The 19,452-nt window shown below is 70.7% G+C and carries 16 protein-coding genes and 1 riboswitch; all 16 genes read left to right on the top strand.

What is annotated here, in order from left to right; all coding sequences use genetic code 11:
- The first annotated feature begins 93 nt into the window (after window positions 1-93).
- The 16 genes from AB4078_RS04740 (at window position 94) to argH (ending at window position 18,915) form a co-directional block, all read left to right on the top strand.
- Window positions 94-1,899: a substrate-binding and vWA domain-containing protein gene (locus AB4078_RS04740; protein ID WP_441976167.1), complete on the top strand. Its 1,806-nt coding sequence runs from the start codon at window positions 94-96 to the stop codon at window positions 1,897-1,899.
- Window positions 1,900-1,910: 11 nt separating this feature from the next.
- Complete coding sequence (locus tag AB4078_RS04735; RefSeq protein ID WP_441976166.1) at window positions 1,911-2,975, top strand: hypothetical protein; 1,065 nt, start codon at window positions 1,911-1,913, stop codon at window positions 2,973-2,975.
- Window positions 2,976-3,100: 125 nt separating this feature from the next.
- Window positions 3,101-3,787 carry an urease subunit gamma gene (locus AB4078_RS04730; protein WP_441976165.1) on the top strand — a complete coding sequence of 229 codons (687 nt, stop codon included), beginning with the start codon at window positions 3,101-3,103 and terminating at the stop codon, window positions 3,785-3,787.
- Window positions 3,787-5,487 carry an urease subunit alpha gene (locus AB4078_RS04725; RefSeq protein ID WP_441976164.1) on the top strand — a complete coding sequence of 567 codons (1,701 nt, stop codon included), beginning with the start codon at window positions 3,787-3,789 and terminating at the stop codon, window positions 5,485-5,487. The genes AB4078_RS04730 and AB4078_RS04725 overlap by 1 nt, the downstream gene beginning before the upstream one ends.
- Before the next feature lie 2 nt (window positions 5,488-5,489).
- Complete coding sequence (locus AB4078_RS04720) at window positions 5,490-6,191, top strand: urease accessory protein UreF (RefSeq protein WP_441976163.1); 702 nt, start codon at window positions 5,490-5,492, stop codon at window positions 6,189-6,191.
- Window positions 6,184-6,939 (top strand): urease accessory protein UreG, encoded by a 756-nt coding sequence (ureG, locus tag AB4078_RS04715; protein ID WP_440734451.1) that lies wholly within the window; start codon window positions 6,184-6,186, stop codon window positions 6,937-6,939. Before AB4078_RS04720 ends, ureG begins: the two co-directional genes overlap by 8 nt.
- Complete coding sequence (locus AB4078_RS04710) at window positions 6,936-7,679, top strand: urease accessory protein UreD (RefSeq protein ID WP_441976162.1); 744 nt, start codon at window positions 6,936-6,938, stop codon at window positions 7,677-7,679. The genes ureG and AB4078_RS04710 overlap by 4 nt, the downstream gene beginning before the upstream one ends.
- On the top strand, window positions 7,669-8,640 hold the full coding sequence (locus AB4078_RS04705) for a HoxN/HupN/NixA family nickel/cobalt transporter (RefSeq protein WP_441976161.1): 972 nt from the start codon (window positions 7,669-7,671) through the stop codon (window positions 8,638-8,640). Before AB4078_RS04710 ends, AB4078_RS04705 begins: the two co-directional genes overlap by 11 nt.
- A gap of 56 nt (window positions 8,641-8,696) precedes the next feature.
- Window positions 8,697-8,790: riboswitch (TPP riboswitch) on the top strand.
- The gene (gene thiM / locus AB4078_RS04700) at window positions 8,781-9,647 is read left to right on the top strand and encodes a hydroxyethylthiazole kinase (protein ID WP_441976160.1); all 867 of its coding nucleotides are present in this window, start codon (window positions 8,781-8,783) and stop codon (window positions 9,645-9,647) included. Its footprint overlaps the riboswitch before it by 10 nt.
- Window positions 9,644-11,851 carry a bifunctional hydroxymethylpyrimidine kinase/phosphomethylpyrimidine kinase gene (locus AB4078_RS04695; RefSeq protein ID WP_441976159.1) on the top strand — a complete coding sequence of 736 codons (2,208 nt, stop codon included), beginning with the start codon at window positions 9,644-9,646 and terminating at the stop codon, window positions 11,849-11,851. The genes thiM and AB4078_RS04695 overlap by 4 nt, the downstream gene beginning before the upstream one ends.
- A 328-nt stretch (window positions 11,852-12,179) precedes the next feature.
- Window positions 12,180-13,232 carry an N-acetyl-gamma-glutamyl-phosphate reductase gene (argC, locus tag AB4078_RS04690; protein ID WP_440734446.1) on the top strand — a complete coding sequence of 351 codons (1,053 nt, stop codon included), beginning with the start codon at window positions 12,180-12,182 and terminating at the stop codon, window positions 13,230-13,232.
- Complete coding sequence (argJ, locus tag AB4078_RS04685; protein ID WP_441976158.1) at window positions 13,229-14,386, top strand: bifunctional glutamate N-acetyltransferase/amino-acid acetyltransferase ArgJ; 1,158 nt, start codon at window positions 13,229-13,231, stop codon at window positions 14,384-14,386. Before argC ends, argJ begins: the two co-directional genes overlap by 4 nt.
- Window positions 14,383-15,282 carry an acetylglutamate kinase gene (argB, locus tag AB4078_RS04680; RefSeq protein WP_440734444.1) on the top strand — a complete coding sequence of 300 codons (900 nt, stop codon included), beginning with the start codon at window positions 14,383-14,385 and terminating at the stop codon, window positions 15,280-15,282. The genes argJ and argB overlap by 4 nt, the downstream gene beginning before the upstream one ends.
- Window positions 15,279-16,532: an acetylornithine transaminase gene (locus AB4078_RS04675; RefSeq protein ID WP_441976157.1), complete on the top strand. Its 1,254-nt coding sequence runs from the start codon at window positions 15,279-15,281 to the stop codon at window positions 16,530-16,532. The genes argB and AB4078_RS04675 overlap by 4 nt, the downstream gene beginning before the upstream one ends.
- Window positions 16,529-17,479 (top strand): ornithine carbamoyltransferase, encoded by a 951-nt coding sequence (gene argF / locus AB4078_RS04670; RefSeq protein ID WP_441976156.1) that lies wholly within the window; start codon window positions 16,529-16,531, stop codon window positions 17,477-17,479. The genes AB4078_RS04675 and argF overlap by 4 nt, the downstream gene beginning before the upstream one ends.
- Window positions 17,476-18,915, top strand: coding sequence for an argininosuccinate lyase (argH, locus tag AB4078_RS04665; RefSeq protein ID WP_441976155.1), 1,440 nt, complete (start codon window positions 17,476-17,478; stop codon window positions 18,913-18,915). Before argF ends, argH begins: the two co-directional genes overlap by 4 nt.
- The last annotated feature ends 537 nt before the right edge of the window (window positions 18,916-19,452 follow it).

Here is a 19,452-nt window from a genome sequence, read left to right as displayed (position 1 = left end):
CGCGGACACGCGCTCGGTTAGTGTGGGCGCATGGACACAGCACGAGGGGGACGAGGGGGACGTTCCGGCGGGACCGCCCGCAGGAGACGGGCGGTGGCCGTCGTGGCGACGGCGGGCGCAGCGATCGTGGCGCTGATCGTGAGCGCGTGCACGCCGACCGCGGACCACGGCGGCAGCGGAAGCACCAGCGGATCCTCCTTCGAGAACGACGGGTGCACGCACGTCGCGGTCGCGACGTCGTCGGAGAAGGTCAACATGCTGGACGCACTGGCCGCTGCGTTCAAGGACTCCGCCGAGAGCAAGGGCCTGAAGACGTGCGCGACGGTGCGCCCGGTCAACGTGTCATCGGGCAACGCTGCGGCATATCTCACCCAGGGCGGAGACTGGCCGACCAAGGATCGCGACCTGTGGCCGACGCTCTGGTCACCGGCGTCGACGGTGTGGACCGATCGCGTCGCTGCGGCGTCCTCGGCCTCCCTCGTCGGAGAGCCGGCGTCGTTCGCGCGCACGCCGATCGTGTTCGGCATGCCGGAGACGATGGCCAAGGCGCTGGGCTGGCCGGACAAGAAGCTGGGCATCGCCGATCTCGCGAACCTGTGCAAGAACCCGGACGGCTGGGGCAGCGTCGGCAAGCCGATCTGGGGATCCTTCAAGATCTCCAAGACCAACCCGAACACGTCCACGACCGGTCTCTCCACGATCCTGATGCAGGCCTACGCCGCGAGCGGGAAGTCGAGCGACCTGACACCCGCGGACGTGGACGCCGCCGCCGACTTCTCCCGGGTATTCGAGGAGTGCGTGATCCACTACGGCGACACCACCGGCAATGTGCTGTCCCGCCTGTACGAAGAGACGCAGCACGGTGCGAAAGGCTCGGGTTACGTCTCGGCCGTGGCGCTGGAGGAGACCTCGCTGATCAACTACAACCTGGGCAACCCCGACTCGCACACCGTGCAGCCGGGGGAGAAGCTCACCCCGCCCAAGGACAGGCTCGTGGCGATCTACCCGTCCGGTGGATCGCTGTGGTCCGACGACCCGATCACCGTGCTCGGAGCGGACTGGGTCACCGACGCCCAGCGCGCGGCGGGGACGGCGTTCGCCGCGTTCCTGCAGACACCCGCGGCGCAGAAGCTGCTGCCGGCCTACGGCTTCCGCCCGCTGGACGAGAAGGCCGACCTCGGCGACCTGTTCACGAGGCAGAACGGCATCGATCCTGCCCAGCCCGCTATCTCGCTGCCCAAGCCGGACGTGAGCACGATCTCTGCGGCTCTGGACCAGTGGGCACAGGTGCGAAAGCCGTCCTCGGTGATGGAGCTCATCGACATCTCCGGATCCATGGACGACTCGATCGGCGATGGAAGAAGTCGTCTGGACGGCGCGATCGACGGCGCGCAGCAGAACCTGCAGCATTTCCGCGGCACGGACGAGGTGGGGGTGTGGGCGTTCACCACGGAGGTGCAGTCGTCGGCCGGTAAGAACGTGCTCGCCGTGCGCGACATCTCGCCGCTCGGCTCCGACCGGGAGTCGTTGAGCGGCTCCCTCAACGATCTGCATTACGCGCACCGCGCCGGCACGCCGTTGTACGACGCCGTGCTCACGGCGTACAAGGCGATGAGCGCGCGCGCCGAACCCGGCCGCATCAATGCGATCGTGCTGCTCTCCGATGGTCAGGACACCGACTCCGACACCTCGCTGGACTCTCTGGTGGCGCAGCTCGGCAAGGACGCGAAGGAGGGCGGTGACCAGTCCCTGGTGCGCGTGTTCGCGATCGCGTACGGCGCGGACGCGGACAAGACCGCCCTGAAGCGGATCGCCGAGGCGACCGGCGGGCAGATGTTCGACGCCTCGGATCCGCAGCGCATCGATCTCGTGTTCGCCTCGGTGATCAACAACTTCTGAGTGAGGCGCGCATGACCGAGCACACGGGCGCCGGAGCGGCCGCGGATCCGTCCGGCGGCTGGCTGGATGACGCTGCGAGCCATCTGCAGCAGGGGGCTGTCTACGTCTCGCCGGATGTCGCGAATGCGAGCGGACTGCAGACGCAGCTGGCGAAACTGGTACCGTCCGACGGCTCCATCGCGGTGGTCGTGCTACCCGACCAGGCCTACCTGGACTCGAAGCCGTACCCTACGTACCTGCTCGACAAGCTCTTCGACGGAACGCACTACGGCTCCCTCGTGGTCGCGATAGGCACCGACCTGCAGGCCACGTCGCGCACGATCCCGAAGGATGAGGCGATGTCGATCGCGAACGAGGCGGAGATCAGCGCGAACGGGAACACCGCGAACGCGCTCACCGCGGCGGTGCAGCGAATCGAGGCGTCGGTGCCGGAAGGCGAATCGACCTCGGGAGGCGCGGGCCCGGCGGTGGCATGGTTGCTGCCTGTCGGGATCGTCGCCGCGCTCGTCGCTGCGGGAATCGTGACGGCGATCACCGTGCTGCGTCGACGCCGCGGACGCCGAGCGGAACCCGCCGCGATCCCGTCGTCCGTCAATGACAGGCTCACCCGATTGAGCGCCCTGCAGCAGGACTATGCGCGACTGGGCGCCGGGGACGCGATCGCCGCGCGGACGGCGACCACGATCGGCTCCCTCGTCGGCACCGTGTCGCAGCTGTTCCCACGGCTGGATGCGAGAGCCGCGGATGATCAGCGCGGTCTCGCCGAGGTCGAGTACACCGACAAGCTCGGCCGCCTGGTTGCGGCGCTGGATCGCGACTACCTGCTGGACATCTTGCAGAATCCGCAGCTGTGGGAGGACCCGGACGAGCGGATCCAGGAGGTGCAGGAGGCCCTGGACGCCGTATCCCAGCAGGCGCTGGACAACGTCAAGCAGGTGAACGCCCGCAAAGCCCTTCATTTCCAAGTCTCACTGGACTCATTGGTCGGCCGCGATGAGCTGCGCGATTGGGAGCGCGAGTTCACACGCAACTCGAAGCCGACCGACTCGGGCGAGGACCAGACGGACCGCAAGTGACGGGGGCGCCGGCGGAGGGACCGGGAACCGGGCCGAATCCGTAACACGGCGGAAACACGTTCGACCTCGAGCCGATACCCCGGGAGGCTTAGAGTCTCGATGTTCCCTGACATCGGAGGCCCTGCATGCACGTGAGTCCGGCTGAGACCGAGAAGCTCCTGCTGGCCGTCGCGGGCATGGTGGCGAGGGACCGCCTGGCGCGAGGAGTGCGGCTCAACTACCCGGAGACCGTGGCGCTGCTCAGCACCTGGGTGATCGAGCGGGCGCGCGAGGGCGCACTCGTCGAAGATCTCATGCAGCAGGGGCGCGAGGTGCTGACCGCCGACGAGGTTCTGCCCGGGGTCGCGATGATGCTGCACGATGTGCAGATCGAGGCCACGTTCCCGGACGGGCGCAAGCTGGTGACGGTGCACCACCCGATTCAGGAGCCGCCCACCGCGCGGTCGGACGAACAGGCCGTTCCGGCGGAGGCGCCCGGTGCGTACCGCATCGTGCCGGGATCGATCGAACTGAACGCGCGCAGCTCGGCGGATGCGGCGAAGAGCCTGGTCTTCCTGAACACCGGCGACCGGCCCATCCAGGTCGGCTCGCACGTGCACCTGCCGGACGTCAACACCGCCCTCGCCTTCGACCGTGCCGCGGCGCATAGCTTCCGACTGGACATCCCGTCGGGCACGTCGCAACGGTTCGAGCCGGGGGCGTCTCGCGAACTGGCGATCGTCGCCCTCGCGGGGATGCGCCGAGTGCCAGGCCTGCAACGGGGGAACACGGACGAACCGGCGCTCGACGCCGAGATGGGGAGGGGCGCCTGATGCGTCTGGACCGCGAGCGCTATGCGTCCATGTACGGCCCCACCGCGGGCGATCAGGTGCGCCTCGGCGACACCGATCTGTGGATCGAGATCGAGCGGGACCTCACCGCCGGCGGCGAGGAGGCCGTGTTCGGAGGCGGCAAGTCGATCCGCGAGTCCATGGCGCAGTCGATCGCTACCCGGGCCGAGGGCGCGCTCGACACCGTGATCACCAACGCGATCGTGCTCGACTGGTGGGGCATCGTGCGCGCCGACGTGGGCCTGCGCGACGGCCGGATCGTCGCGCTGGGGCGCTCGGGCAACCCGGACATCGCCGATGGCGTGCATCCCGATCTCGTGATCGGGCCTTCGACCGACGTGATCTCGGGCGAAGGGAGGATCCTCACCGCCGGTGGGATCGACTCGCACGTGCACCTGCTCTCACCGTCGCAGATCCACGAAGCTCTCGCAGCGGGGATCACCACGATCGTCGGCGGCGGCACCGGCCCCTCCGAGGCATCCAAGGCGACGACCGTCACCCCGGGGGCGTGGCACCTCGAGACGATGCACCGGTCGCTGGACCGCTTCCCGGTCAATGTGCTGCTGCTCGGCAAGGGCAGCACGGTCTCCCAGGAGGCGCTGCGCGAGCAGGCGCTCGCCGGTGCCGCCGGATACAAGATCCACGAGGACTGGGGGGCCACGCCGGCCGCGATCGACGCGGCGCTGACGGCCGCCGAGGAGTGGGGCCTGCAGGTCGCGCTGCACTCCGACTCGCTCAACGAGACGGGCTATGTGCAGTCCACCATCGACGCCATCGGCGGGCGCGGCATCCATGCGTTTCACGTCGAGGGCGCCGGCGGCGGTCATGCTCCGGACATCCTCGCGATCGCGTCGCTGCCCAACGTGCTGCCCGGATCGACCAACCCGACGCTGCCGCACACCGTGAACACCGTGGCCGAGCACCTCGACATGCTCATGGTGTGCCACCATCTCAATCCGGCCGTGCCGGAGGATCTGGCGTTTGCGGAATCCCGGATCCGGGCCACGACGATCGCCGCCGAGGACATCCTGCACGATATGGGGGCGCTCTCGGTCACGTCCTCCGACGCCCAGGCGATGGGGCGGATCGGCGAGGTCATCACCCGCACCTGGCAGGTCGCGCACGTCATGAAGCACCGTCGCGGGCGGCTGAGCGAGAGCCTGCCCGCCGACAACGAGCGGGCCCGGCGATACGTCGCCAAGTACACGATCAACCCGGCCATCGGGCACGGGATCGATCACGAGGTCGGATCCGTCGAGGTCGGCAAGCTCGCCGATCTCGTGCTGTGGGATCCGCGCTTCTTCGGCGTGCGCCCCGAGGTCGTCATCAAGGGCGGCGGCCTGGTCTGGGGCGCGCTGGGGGATCCGAACGCGTCCATCCCGACGCCGCAGCCGGTCCTGATGCGCCCCGCCTTCCTGGACGCGATCGGCGCCGATCTGTCCGTGACGTTCGTCTCGCCCGCCGCGCTCGCCGACGGTCTCCAGGAGCGTCTGGGCCTGCGCCGCCGGCTCGCCGCTGTGCGGAGCACCCGGGCGGTCACGAAGGCGGATCTGAAGAACAACGACGCCCTCCCGCGGATCGACATCCGTCCCGACACGTTCGCGATCTCGATCGACGGCGAGTCCGTGGTACCCGCCCCTGTGGATCGGCTTCCGCTCGCCCAGCTGTACGCGATGTTCTGATCATGACCGCTCCGGCACTCCTGTCGACGCGCCCCGCGTCGCTCACCGTCGCGATGCTGCTCGCCGACGGCCGGCTGCCGTCGGGCGGGCACGCGCATTCGGCCGGTCTCGAGCCCGCACTTCTCGCGGGCATGTCCGCGGAGGAGGTACCGGCGTACCTCGTCGGGCGGGCGCGGACCACGAGCCTCCTGGAAGCCGGGACGGCGGTCGTCGCACGGCACCGGCTGCGTGACGCCTCGTCTGATCCGGGGCTCGACGAGATCGTCGATCACTGGGCGGCGCGCACCCCCAGCGCGGCGCAGCGTGAGGCGTCCCGGCTCCTCGGACGAGGTGTTCTGCGCCTGGCTGCACGGCTCTGGCCCGATGCCGAGGCCGTGCGGGCATGCGTCGAGCTGACAGCCCCGCCGAGGCCGGTGGTCGTCGGCGCGATCGCCGCGGTGACCGACATGGATCCGCGTGACCTGGTCCGGGTCTTCGTCTACGAGGACGCGCAGACCGCCGCAGCGGCTCTGCTCAAGCTCGCCCCAACCGACCCCGCGGTGCCCGTCGGCTGGGTCCTCGCTGCGTGCACCGCAGTCGAGGAGTTCGTCGACGCCGTCGCCGAACTGACCGATCCCGCCGGCATCCCCGCCGGCAGTGCCCCTCACTCCGAGGGCTGGGCGGAAGCCCACGCCCTCACGAACCGGAGGTTGTTCCGTGCCTGATTCCCTCGTTCCCCGTGCCCTCCGCCTCGGCATCGCCGGCCCCGTCGGGGTGGGCAAGTCCACCCTCATCGCAACGGCGTGCCGCGCTCTCGCGGACGAGATCGCGCTCGGCGTGATCACGAACGACATCTACACCGACGAGGATGCGCGCTTCCTCCGCTCCGCCGGCGTGCTGGATCCGGACCGGATCCGCGCGGTGGAGACCGGCGCCTGCCCGCACACTGCGATCCGCGACGACGTGACGGCGAACCTGCTCGCCGTCGAGGACATCGAGCGCGACTTCGCGCCGCTGGATGTCGTGATCATCGAGTCCGGCGGTGACAACCTGACGGCGACCTTCTCGCCGGCGCTCGTGGATGCGCAGATCTTCGTGCTCGACGTCGCCGGGGGCGGGGATGTCGCGCGCAAGGGCGGCCCGGGGATCGCCCGCGCCGACCTGCTCGTGGTGAACAAGACCGACCTCGCCCCGTATGTCGGCGTCGACGTGGCGCAGATGGTGCATGACGCGTCGGACGCCCGGGATGGCAGAGAGGTGCTCGCGCTCTCGCGCACCGACCCGGACTCCGTGGCGCGGCTCAAGGGCTGGGTCCTGGATATGCTCGCCGCGTACCGCTCCGGCGCGCATGAGCCCCAGGATCCGGGCCCGATGGCGCCGCATTTCCACGCCGACGACAGCGAGGCCGGCGGATACGTGCACAGCCACGATGACGGTGCGGTGCACGTGCACGCGCACGCGGAATCCCGGTGACGGACGCCGTCACCGCATCGACCACGGTCGTCCAGGTCGCAGCCGGTGCCGATCGTGCCCGCGTCGTGCTGCGCTCCGGCGCGATCGCCGCACGCATCCTGGAACGCCGGCCGCGCTACGCCCGCGTCGGGCTCGTCGCCGCGGGAGCGCTCCTGCTCGGGGGCGATGCCGTCGACCTGCGCATCTCGGTCGGCGCGGACTGCACGCTCGAGCTGGAGGACATCGGCGGCACCGTCGCCTATGACGGTGAGGGCAGACGCGCCTCGTGGACGGCGCGCATCGAGATCGGCGACCGCGGGATCTGCACGTGGCACGGCCAGCCCTTCGTCATCGCCGACGGCGCCGACGTCGACCGTCGCACGGACGCGGAACTCGGCGACGGTGCGGCGCTGCTGCTGCGCGAGACGCTCATCCTGGGCCGTGTCGGGGAGCGCGGGGGCGCGATCCGGGCGCGCACCGGGGTCACCGTGCAGGGCACGCCCGCGCTGATCGAACACCTGGACGTGGATGGGCGGTCTCCGATCCCCGGGGTCCTCGGCTCCGATCGCGTGCTCGACAGCGTGGTCCTGATCGGGCGCGAGCCCGCGGAGCAGGATCCCCCCTGGCGCACGAGCGGGATCGCTGTGCTGCGCCCCGAGCGCGGTGGGCTGGTGGTGCGATCGGTCGTCGACGCTGCCCATCTCGGCGATCTCGCGACCAGGTGGGGCGCGCTGCGGGAGGAGCTGATCCATGAGGCCTAGCCCGGCCGCGTACGTCGTCGGTGCGCTGCACGTTCTCGGATGGGGTGCGCTGCTGCTGTCCGCGGGATCTCCGCTCGGCATCGGGCTGGGGGTCACCGCGTATCTGCTCGGACTCCGGCATGCGTTCGACGCCGACCACATCGCTGCGATCGACAACACGACGCGGCAGCTCCTCGGGCGCGGGCGTCCGGCGCGAGGCGTGGGTCTGTGGTTCTCCCTCGGTCACGCGAGCGTCGTCTCGGTCCTCTGCGTGCTGCTGGCGTTCGGTGTCGGCGCGCTCGCCGCGGGAATCTCGGATCCGGACTCGCCGCTGCAGGTCTGGACGGGCGTCATCGGTCCGGTCGTGTCGGGCGTCTTCCTGCTCGTCATCGCGGGGGCGAACATCCTCGCCCTGCGCCGCCGTCGCCGGCCCGGCGATCATCGGCACGGCGGTCCCGCATGGGCGCTGATGGGCCGGCTCAACGCGGTGATCGACCGACCGTCGCGGATGTACGTCGTGGGCCTGCTGTTCGGCCTGGGCTTCGACACGGCGACGGAGATCGGTCTGCTGGCCCTGGCGGGCTCCGCAGCGTCCCGTGCCGTGCCGTGGTGGATGATCCTGATCCTCCCGGTGCTGTTCGCCGCGGGCATGTCGCTGCTGGACTCCGCTCAGGGGGCGATGTCGCGGCGCGCATACTCGTGGGGCTCGACCGGACGCGAGCGGGCGATGCGGCGCTACGACCTGCTGGTGACGGGCGTGTCGATCGTCGTGGCGCTCGTGATCGGCGTCGCCGAGCTCGCGGGGGTGGCGCTGCGGAGCCTGCCGCACCCGAGTGGCTTCGCGCGCGCCGTGGGCGAGCTCGATCTGAACGCGCTCGGGTTCGTCCTGACCGGGCTGCTGATCGTCTTCTGGGCGGCCGCCGCAGCGTGGGCCGGGGTCGTGAACGGACAGCGGTCCGCAGAGCGGTCCCCGCTGGACTGACCGCGCCTTCGCCGCGCGCGAGGCGTGCGAGGCGAAGGCGCCTGGCTAGACTGGCCCGCAGTGACACGGGGTGCCGCATCCGCGGCTGAGATCACACCCGTCGAACCTGATCTAGGTCGTACTAGCGAAGGGATGTCGCGATGAACGCGCGTCTGGAATTGTCGTCCGAGTCCACGGTGGAATCCGCCGCGGACCTTCTCACGCAGCTGCGGGCGGAGCCCCCGCTCGTGCAGTGCATCACGAATTCGGTCGTGACCGGCTTCACGGCGAACGTGCTGCTCGCGCTCGGCGCGGCTCCCGCGATGGTGGACATCACGGGCGAAGCCGGCATGTTCGCCGCGATCTCGTCCGGGCTCCTGGTCAACCTCGGCACGCCCACGCCCGAGCAGCGCTCGGCGAGCCTCGAGGCCGTCGGCGGTGCGCGCACGGCGGGGACGCCGTGGGTGCTGGATCCGGTCGCGGTCGGCGTGCTGCCGGTGCGCACCGCGCTGGCGCAGGACCTGCTCGCGCTGCGTCCCACCCTCATCCGCGGCAACGCGTCGGAGATCCTCGCCCTCGCCGGCCGCAGCCTGGGCGGACGCGGCGTGGATGCACTGGACGGCACCGAGGCGGCGGGTGGCGCAGCCCGCGAACTGGCCCGGAGCACTGGGGGAGCGGTGGCCGTATCGGGCCCCGTCGACCTCCTCGTCGACGCCGAGCACGAGATCCGGATCGCGAACGGTGATGCCCTGCTCACCCGTGTCACAGGGGGCGGCTGCGCGCTGGGTGCGGTGATGGCCGCCTTCCTCGGGGCTGCGCGGCAGACCGGCGACAGCCCTCTGGTCGCCGCCTCCGCGGCCACCCTCGTCTACACGCTGGCCGCCGAGGACGCCGCCTCCCGATCCGACGGTCCCGGATCCTTCGCCGTCGCCCTGCTCGACGCGCTCGCGGCGATCCGGCCGGAGTCCCTCACGGCGCGCGCACGCGTCGAGGCCGTGGCGATCGAGACGGCGGAGGCCACGGCATGACGCTCGCAGACGTCGCCACCGCGCCGCGCCACGCCGGCACCCGCGAGGCGACCTCGCGGCGAAGGCTGACGGCGGAAGACCTTGCGCTCTACCTCGTCACGGACCCCGTGCTGAGCGGTGCACGCGGAGTGCCCGCCGTGGTCGACGCCGCCGTGGCGGGCGGTGTCCGGATCGTGCAGCTGCGCGACAAGGACGCCGATGACGCCGCGATCGTGGAGCAGCTCGTCGAGCTCTCCGAGGTCATCGCGGGGCGGGCGCTGCTCGTCGTCGATGATCGGCTCGACGCCGTCGTGAAGGCGCGGCGCCGCGGCGCGCGCGTGGACGGCATCCACATCGGCCAGTCGGACGTGTCGCCCCTCGTCGCCCGTTCGGTGCTCGGCCCCGATGCGATCGTCGGCCTCACGGCGAACCAGCCGGCGCACCTCGAAGCCGCGACGGTGCTGCCGGCCGGCACCGTCGACTACCTGGGTGTGGGAGTGATCCACCCCACGACCACCAAGCGCAACCACCCGCCGGAGCTGGGCGTGGCCGGATTCGCCGCGTTCGCCGCGGCCAGCTCGTTGCCGTGCGTCGCGATCGGCGGCATCAGCCGTGAGGATGTGGCCGCCCTGCGTGCGGCGGGCGCGGCCGGCGTCGCCGTGGTGTCCGCATTGTGCGCGGCCCCGGATCCTCGGGACGCGGCGCGCACGCTGCTGCGGGCCTGGGGTGCGGGCGGCGTGCCGCGGGTGCTCTCGATCGCCGGCAGCGACCCCTCCGGGGGCGCGGGAATCCAGGCGGATCTCAAGGCGATCGCCGCGAACGGCGGTTACGGCATGGCCGCGATCACCGCTCTGACCGCGCAGAACACCCGCGGCGTCCGGGCCGTGCACGTCCCGCCCGCCGCATTCCTGCGCGCCCAGCTCGACGCGATCGGCGACGACGTGCGGGTCGACGCCGTGAAGATCGGAATGCTCGCAGAGGCCGCGGTCATCGCGGAGGTCGAATCGTGGCTGCGAGCGCACCGCCCGCCCACGGTCGTGCTGGATCCGGTCATGGTCGCCACCAGCGGGGACCGGCTGCTGGACACCGAAGCGGAGCAGGCCCTGCGCGCGCTGCTGCCGCTGGCCGACCTCCTCACTCCGAACCTCCCCGAACTGGCCGTCCTCGTACGGGAGCCTGCGGCGACGAGCTGGACGGGCGCCCTCGGCCAGGCGCAGCGGCTCGCGGCGGCGACCGGTGCGCTGGTGCTCGTGAAGGGCGGGCATCTCGGCGGCGACGAGGCGCCCGACGCGCTCGTCGGTCCCTCGGGGCCGGTACGCGAGTATCCCGGCTCCCGCATTCGCACCGCGAGCACCCACGGCACAGGATGCTCGCTCTCCGCCGGGCTCGCGACCCGCCGGGCTGCCGATCTCGACTGGCGCGATGCGGTGGCCGAGGTGCGGTCGTGGCTGCGCGAATCGATCGCCGCCGGCGCCGGGCTGCAGGTCGGATCCGGTCACGGTCCGATCAGCCACTTCGCCGGGCTGTGGCGGCGCGGGGGACTGGCCGCCGTCCCTGAGGCGGAGACCGTCGCCTCGGACTGGTGGGAGGCGATCGCGCCCATCCGGGACGCGATCGACGAGCTGCCGTTCCTGCGCCGGATGGTGGACGGATCCCTCTCGGCGGCCGCGTTCCGCTGGTATCTGGCGCAGGACGCGTTGTACCTGCGCGAGTACGCGCGCACCCTGGCCGAGGCGGCCCGCCTTGCGCCGACTCCTGAGGAGCAGGCGTTCTGGGCGCACTCGGCAGAGCAGGCGGTGATCGTGGAGCTTGAGCTGCACGCGAGCAGGATCTCTCCCGACGGGGTGGGGGTCGACACGTTCCGGGCCGAGCCCGCCCCGGCGACCGTCGCCTATCTCGACCACCTCCGCGGTGCCGCGTTCGATGCCGACTACGGCGTGCTGATCGCGGCCCTGCTGCCCTGCTTCTGGCTGTACTCCGACGTGGGCGCCAGACTGCACGCCGCTGCCAGCAGCGACCCGTCGCGCCCCTTCGCCGAGCACCCCTTCAAGGACTGGCTCGACGAGTACGCGGATCCGGGGTTCGCCGACGCGACGGCGAGGGCGATCCGGTTCGTCACCGCGCGCGCGGCCGCCGCGGATGCGGCCACGCGCGAGCGGATGCGGGTCGCTTTCGTGCGCTCGAGCGAGCACGAGCGGGCCTTCTTCGCCGCGGCCGCTCTCTGAGCGAGCGCAGCGCGACGGGTGGCGGCGGCCGGGTGTCGCCGCCACCCGCGACCGGGCTCGATGACGCACGAAGGCGCCCTCGATTTGGAGGAGAGCGCCACCCCGCGCTATCGTCGCCGCATGCTTCCGGCTCCGCACACGACCACCCTCACGGGTGCGGTCGTGGTGCGTCGACGCCGTTCGGGCGACCGCCGACTCTAGGCGACCCCGCGCTCCCGCGTCGTTCGCGGTCGAGTGCCGGCGTCGCCGCCTCCGGCCCCGCATCGCACTCCTGTCCCGCGCCGTCTTCTTGGGCGTCGCCGGCAGACCCGACCGTTAAGGTGGAAGCATGACGTATTCCGTCGCCGTCTCCGGCGCATCCGGTTATGCGGGCGGCGAGATCCTTCGCCTGCTCGCGAACCATCCCGACGTCGAGATCCGCACCGTCACGGCGCACTCGAACGCCGGACAGAAGCTCTCCGAGCATCAGCCGCATCTGCGCTCGCTCGCGCACCTCACCCTGCAGGACACGACGCCGGAGATCCTCGCCGGCCACGACATCGTGTTCCTCGCCCTGCCGCACGGCCAGTCCGGTCAGTACACCGACGCCCTCGGCGAGGTCCCGCTCGTGATCGATGCGGGAGCCGACCACAGACTCACCTCCGAGGCCGCGTGGGACGCGTTCTACGGCGGGGACTTCCACGAGCCGTGGGCCTACGGCGTCCCCGAGTTGCCGGTGAACGGCGTCAAGCAGCGCGAGCACCTCCGCGGCGCCAGCCGCATCGCGGCCCCCGGCTGCAACGCGTCCACGGTGAGCCTGAGCCTCGCCCCCGGCGTCGCGGCGGGCGTGATCGACCCGTCCGACATCGTGACCGTGCTCGCCGTCGGCCCATCCGGTGCCGGCAAGAGTCTCAAGACCCATCTGCTGGGCAGTGAGATCCTCGGATCCGCCAATCCGTACGCCGTCGGCGGCACGCACCGGCACATCCCCGAGATCCGTCAGGCTCTCGCCGCCGCGTCGGGCGTGGCGCCCGAGGGGATCCGGATCTCGTTCACCCCGGTCATCGTGCCGATGGCCCGCGGGATCCTCGCGACCTCGACGGCCCCGATCGTCCCAGGCGCCACCGACGCGCAGATCCGCGAGGCCTGGCAGAGCGCCTATGGCGACGAGGTCTTCGTGCAGCTGCTGCCGGAGGGATCCGTCCCTCGCACCGCCGACGTGCTCGGCGCCAACACGGCGCTCATCGGCCTCGCGATCGATCGCGCCGCGAACCGCGTCGTCGTCGTCACCGCCGTCGACAACCTCGTCAAGGGCACGGCGGGAGCCGCCATCCAGTCCATGAACATCGCGCTCGGTCTCGCCGAGACCACGGCGCTCAGCATCAACGGAGTCGCCCCATGAGCGTGACCGCACCCCAGGGATTCGAGGCGGCCGGCGTCGTCGCGGGTCTCAAGTCCACCGGAAAGCCCGATGTGGCCCTCGTCGTGAACCGCGGCCCGCGAAAGGTCGGCGCCGCGGTGTTCACCAGCAACCGCGCCAAGGCGAACCCGATCATCTGGTCGCAGGAGGTGGTGAAGGACGGCATCGTCGAGGCCGTCGTGCTGAACTCCGGTGGTGCGAACTGCTTCACGGGCCCGTTCGGGTTCCAGACCAGCCATCTCACGGCGGAGCGCGCCGCAGAGCTGCTGGGGGTGAGCGCCGGCGACGTGGTGGTCTGCTCCACCGGGCTGATCGGCACCGGGGACGAGGTCTTCCGCGGCAAGGTGCTCGCGGGCGTCGAGGCCGGCGTCGCGCAGCTGAGCGCCGACGGCGGACAGGCCGCCGCCGAGGCGATCATGACCACCGACACCGTCGCCAAGACGGTCGCGGTGAGCCGAGACGGCTGGACCATCGGCGGCATGGCGAAGGGCGCGGGCATGCTCGCTCCGGGTCTCGCGACGATGCTCGTGGTGCTCACGACCGATGCGGAGCTCGATGCGGCCGAGGCTCACGCCCTTCTGCGTCGCGCGACCGGCGCCACCTTCGACCGGCTCGACTCCGACGGGTGCATGTCCACGAATGACCAGGTGACGCTGCTCGCCAACGGCGCGAGCGGGATCCGGCCCGACCTGGACGACTTCGCGGCCGCGCTCACCGAGGTCTCGGACGAGCTGGCCCGCAAGCTGCAGGACGACGCCGAGGGCGCCAGTCACGCGATCTCGATCGAGGTCGTGCATGCCGCGAGCGAGCAGGACGCGGTCGAGGTGGGTCGCGCGGTCGCGCGCAACAACCTGTTCAAGGCGGCGATCTTCGGCAACGACCCGAACTGGGGGCGCGTGCTGGCCGCGATCGGCACCACCCGGGCCGCATTCGATCCCTACGACGTGGACGTCTGGATGAACGGGGTGCGGGTGTGCACCGCCGGCGGTCCCGACCGTCCGCGCGAGGAGGTCGATCTGGCCCCGCGCGCGACGCACGTGCTGATCGATCTCAAGGTCGGCGAGGCCGCGGCGACGATCCGCACCAACGACCTCACGCACGACTACGTGCACGAGAACAGCGCGTACTCCTCATGAGCGACCTTCAGGACACCGCGCCCGAGGAAGCCGCGATCAAGGCGCAGACGCTGATCGAGTCGCTGCCCTGGCTGAAGAGGTACCGCGATCAGATCGTCGTCGTGAAGTACGGCGGCAACGCGATGATCAGCGATGAGCTGCAGGAGGCGTTCGCGCAGGACATCGCCTACCTCCGCTACGTCGGCGTGCAGCCGGTCGTCGTGCACGGCGGAGGACCGCAGATCTCCGACATGCTGGAGCGGCTCGAGATCCCCAGCGAGTTCAAGGGCGGCTACCGGGTCACCAACACCGAAGCGATCAGCGTCGTGCGGATGGTGCTCACCGGCCAGGTCAACCCTCAGCTCGTCTCGAAGATCAACTCGCACGGACCGATCGCCACGGGTCTGAGCGGAGAGGACGCCGGGCTCTTCGGCGGACGTCGCCGCGGCGTGATCATCGACGGCGAAGAGGTCGACCTCGGCCGCGTCGGCGACGTCGTGCAGGTGGATCCGACGCCGGTCCATGACCATCTGGCCGCGGGACGGGTGCCGGTCGTCTCCAGCATCGCCCCGGATCTGGACCATCCTGGTCAGTCGCTGAACGTGAACGCGGACGCGGCGGCGGCGGCGCTGGCGACCGCGCTCGGCGCGGTCAAGCTCGTGATCCTCACCGACGTCGCTGGACTCTACGCCGACTGGCCGAACCGCGACTCGCTCGTCTCGCACCTGACCACGACGGAGCTGAAGACCATGCTCCCGTCGCTCGAGTCGGGCATGATCCCGAAGATGACCGCGTGCCTGGAGGCCGTGGAGTCGGGCGTGCATGCGGCGGCCATCATCGACGGACGGGTGCCGCATTCGGTGCTCGTCGAACTGTTCACCAGCAAGGGAATCGGAACGGAGGTGGTGGCGGGATGACCTCGCACGCCGCACAGACATCGGCACCGGCACAGGCCTGGCAGGGCGCGGCCGACCGCGACCTGATCCTGAACGCGGGCCCGCGGTTCGAGCTGCTCGTCCGCGGCGAGGGGTCGCACCTGTGGGACGGCGAGGGGCGACGCTACCTCGACTTCCTCGCGGGGATCGCGGTCACCGCTCTCGGGCACGCCCACCCCGTCTTCGTCGAGGCGGTCTCGCGCCAGGCCGCCACTCTCGCGCACGTGTCGAACTACTTCGCCACTCCTCCGCAGCTCGAGCTCGCGGCCCGGCTGAAGCGTCTCGCCGGTACCGGCGACGCGGGGAGGGTGTTCTTCGGGAACTCCGGCACGGAGGCCAACGAAGCGGCGTTCAAGCTCGCGCGCCTGCACGGTTTGTCTTCGGACCTGGGCACCGAGCGCCCACGGATCCTGTCCCTCGACAACGCGTTCCACGGCCGCACGATCGGCGCGCTCGCGCTGACCGCGAAGGCGTCCATGCGTGACCCGTTCCAGCCGCTGCCCGGGGGAGTGGAGCACATCCCCGCCACGATCGAGGCGCTCGAGGCGGCGATGGACGATCGCGTCGCGGCACTGTTCGTCGAGCCGATCCAGGGCGAGGCCGGCGTGCTCGAGCTGCCGGAGGGCTACCTCCGTGCCGCGCGCGAGCTCACCGCGAAGCACGGCGCGCTGCTCATCGTGGACGAGATCCAGACCGGCGCCGGCCGCACGGGCGACTGGTTCGCGTTCCAGCACGAGGGGATCGTGCCCGACGCGATCACCCTCGCGAAGGGGATCGGCGGCGGCTTCCCGATCGGCGCGCTCGTGGCGTTCGGGGACGCGGCGGCTCTGCTGCAGCCGGGCTCGCACGGCTCCACCTTCGGCGGCAACCCGCTCGCCACCGCGGTCAGCAACGCCGTGCTCGAGGAGATCGAGCAGGCGGGCCTCGTGCAGAACGCGCGCGAACGCGGTGCGCAGCTGCGCGAGGTCGTCGAGGGGATCGGATCCCCGCTCGTCGCCGGTGTGCGCGGCCGCGGTCTGCTCCTCGGCGTGGCGCTGGCCGTTCCCGTCGCGGGCGACGTCGTCGCCGCGGCGCAGCGTCTCGGGCTCGTCATCAACGCCGCGAACCCGTCCTCAGTGCGAATCGCTCCGGCGCTCACGATCGGCGACGCCGAGATCGCCGAGTTCACCGACCTGTTCACCGCCGCCCTTGCCGAGGTCGCGGCCACCGCTCTCACGGAGACGAACGCATGACCCGCCACCTGCTGCGCGACGACGACCTGACCACGGCCGAGCAGACCGAGATCCTCGATCTCGCCCTCGAGCTGAAGAAGGATCGCTGGGCCGACAAGACGCTCGCCGGTCCGCAGACGGTCGCGGTGATCTTCGACAAGTCCTCGACCCGCACGCGTGTGTCGTTCGCGGTCGGCATCGCGGATCTGGGCGGATCCCCGCTGATCATCTCGACCGCGAACAGCCAGCTCGGCGGCAAGGAGACTCCGGCGGACACGGCCAGGGTGCTCGAGCGTCAGGTCGCCGCGATCGTGTGGCGCACCTACGCGCAGGCGGGTCTCGAGGAGATGGCCGCGGGCACCAGGGTGCCGGTGATCAACGCGCTTTCCGACGACTTCCACCCGTGCCAGCTGCTCGCCGACCTGCTCACGATCCGCGAGCACAAGGGCGACTTGAAGGGTCTCACCCTCTCGTTCTTCGGTGACGGACGCAGCAACATGGCGCACTCCTACGTGCTGGCCGGCGTCACCGCGGGCATGCACGTGCGGGTGGCCTCTCCCGAGGCGTATGCACCCCGTGCGGACGTCGTCGCCGACGCTCACCGCCGCGCCGCGGAGACCGGCGGATCCCTGACCCTTCTCACGGATCCGGACCAGGCTGCGGCCGGTGCCGATGTGATCGTCACCGACACCTGGGTGTCGATGGGCAAGGAGGAGGAGAAGGCGCAGCGCCTGCGTGACCTCGGTGGCTACAAGGTCACGAGCGCGACCATGGCTCTCGCGACGCCCGAGGCGATCTTCATCCACTGCCTGCCCGCCGACCGCGGCTACGAGGTCGACTCCGAGGTCATCGACGGCCCGCAGAGCGTGGTCTGGGACGAGGCGGAGAACCGCCTGCACGCGCAGAAGGCGCTGCTGGTGTGGCTCATCGGGAAGTCTTCGGGGTCGTTGAGCGAGGAAACGAAGTGACTGAGACGAAACGCACCGCCGCGCACGGCACGAACCAGGGCGCGCTCTGGGGCGGCCGCTTCGCCGGAGGTCCCAGTCCCGAACTCGCCGAGCTCAGCCGGTCGACGCATTTCGACTGGATCCTCGCGCCCTATGACATCGCCGGCTCGCACGCCCACGCGACCGCGCTCGAGGCCGCCGGATACCTGGAGGCCGACGAGGCCGCGCGCATGCACGCGGGTCTCGACGCCCTCGCGACGAGGATCGCGGATGGCACACTGCTCCCGCAGCCCGGGGATGAGGACGTGCACGGCGCGCTCGAGGCGGCGCTCATCGCCGAGGTCGGCGCGGATCTGGGCGGGCGTCTGCGTGCCGGGCGCAGCCGCAACGACCAGATCGCGACGCTTGTGCGCATGTATCTGATCGACCACGCCCGTCTCATCGCGCGCGAGGTGCTCGGCCTCGTCGACGCGCTCGTCGCGCAGGCGCAGGCGCATGACAGTGCGATCCTGCCGGGGCGCACGCATCTGCAGCACGCGCAGCCCGTGCTCCTCGCGCACCACCTGCAGGCGCACGCCTGGCCGCTGGTGCGGGATCTCGAGCGGCTCGTCGACTGGCGCACGCGCGCCGGCGTGTCGCCGTACGGCGGGGGCGCGCTGGCCGGATCGACTCTGGGCCTGGACCCGGCGCTGGTCGCCCGTGAGCTCGGCCTCGACCGTCCTGCGGAGAACTCGCTGGACGGAACCGCTTCCCGCGACGTCGTCGCGGAGTTCGCGTTCATCACGGCGATGATCGGCGTCAACCTGTCCCGCTTCTCCGAGGAGATCATCCTCTGGAACACCCGCGAGTTCGGCTTCGTCACGCTCGACGACGGATACTCCACGGGATCCAGCATCATGCCGCAGAAGAAGAACCCGGACATCGCCGAGCTCGCGCGCGGCAAGTCCGGGCGCCTCATCGGCAACCTGTCCGGGCTCATGGCGACGCTCAAGGGTCTGCCGCTCGCGTACAACCGCGATCTGCAGGAGGACAAGGAGCCGGTGTTCGACTCGGTCCGCACGCTCGAGGTCGTGCTGCCGGCGTTCACCGGGATGGTGGCGACGCTGCGGTTCGACACCGAGCGCATGGCCGAGCTCGCTCCCCAGGGATTCTCGCTCGCGACCGACGTCGCTGAGTGGCTGGTGAAGAGCCGGGTGCCGTTCCGGGAGGCTCACGAGATCTCCGGATCCCTGGTGCGGGCGTGCGAGCAGCGCGGCATCGGTCTCGAGGATGCGGATGACGCGCTCCTCGCCGAGGTGTCGCCGCACCTGACCCCTGGGGTGCGCGAGGTGCTCACGATCGAGGGATCCGTCGCGAGCCGCGATGGCGTCGGCGGCACCGCTCCGGTGCGCGTCGCCGAGCAGCGCATCGAGCTCGTCGCCCGGGCGCAGTCCGCCGCCCACGCGCTCGGGATGTGACCTCTGCGGATGTCCATCGGCAGCCGCCCCGGACCCTTGAAACCCCCCTCTCGGCCCTCGCCGGGAGGGGGGTTTTCCCGTTCATCAGGTATTTCGCCGGTTGGATACCAGGTAGCGGGGGTGTGCGACACGCCCGGGCTGCGAGCCCGATTTGCCGGAACCCGGGGATCCGCGTAACTTATTACTTGTTCGCCCCAAGCGGTAGAGCGAAGGGCCGGAAGGCCTGACTCCCCAAGCGGCGAACAAACCCCGATCTCAACGAAGAACTTCCCTCGTGGAAGATCTTCTACTATGATTGGGAACTCCCACCTCAGGTTCGCCGCAAGGCGCAGCGAGGGGGAGTGAGATCTAGCCCTATTTGTGATGCCGCGAGGCTGAGCTGTAGGAGCATCCGATCCTTGAGAACTCAACAGCGTGCACTTGTCAAATGCCAATTTATTCCTCGTCCAGTCCTTTTTGGGCTGGTTGAGAAATTCCTTTGGATCAAAGACCAACCCTTTGGGGTTGGCATTCGGATGAAGTCAGCAATGATATGAT

This window comes from Microbacterium sp. 2MCAF23 (assembly GCF_052115565.1).
In the GTDB taxonomy this organism is placed as follows: Bacteria; Actinomycetota; Actinomycetes; order Actinomycetales; family Microbacteriaceae; genus Microbacterium.
The sequence above is the reverse complement of the archived record's forward strand: the minus strand, read 5'-3'. Positions and strand labels throughout refer to the sequence as shown.

Coding starts and splice junctions, on each gene's coding strand:
- AB4078_RS04735 (WP_441976166.1), top strand. CDS start 1,911: ATGACCGAGCACACGGGCGCCGGAGCGGCCGCGGATCCGTCCGGCGGC.
- AB4078_RS04730 (WP_441976165.1), top strand. CDS start 3,101: ATGCACGTGAGTCCGGCTGAGACCGAGAAGCTCCTGCTGGCCGTCGCG.
- AB4078_RS04725 (WP_441976164.1), top strand. CDS start 3,787: ATGCGTCTGGACCGCGAGCGCTATGCGTCCATGTACGGCCCCACCGCG.
- AB4078_RS04720 (WP_441976163.1), top strand. CDS start 5,490: ATGACCGCTCCGGCACTCCTGTCGACGCGCCCCGCGTCGCTCACCGTC.
- AB4078_RS04705 (WP_441976161.1), top strand. CDS start 7,669: ATGAGGCCTAGCCCGGCCGCGTACGTCGTCGGTGCGCTGCACGTTCTC.
- thiM (WP_441976160.1), top strand. CDS start 8,781: ATGAACGCGCGTCTGGAATTGTCGTCCGAGTCCACGGTGGAATCCGCC.
- AB4078_RS04695 (WP_441976159.1), top strand. CDS start 9,644: ATGACGCTCGCAGACGTCGCCACCGCGCCGCGCCACGCCGGCACCCGC.
- argC (WP_440734446.1), top strand. CDS start 12,180: ATGACGTATTCCGTCGCCGTCTCCGGCGCATCCGGTTATGCGGGCGGC.
- argJ (WP_441976158.1), top strand. CDS start 13,229: ATGAGCGTGACCGCACCCCAGGGATTCGAGGCGGCCGGCGTCGTCGCG.
- argB (WP_440734444.1), top strand. CDS start 14,383: ATGAGCGACCTTCAGGACACCGCGCCCGAGGAAGCCGCGATCAAGGCG.
- AB4078_RS04675 (WP_441976157.1), top strand. CDS start 15,279: ATGACCTCGCACGCCGCACAGACATCGGCACCGGCACAGGCCTGGCAG.
- argF (WP_441976156.1), top strand. CDS start 16,529: ATGACCCGCCACCTGCTGCGCGACGACGACCTGACCACGGCCGAGCAG.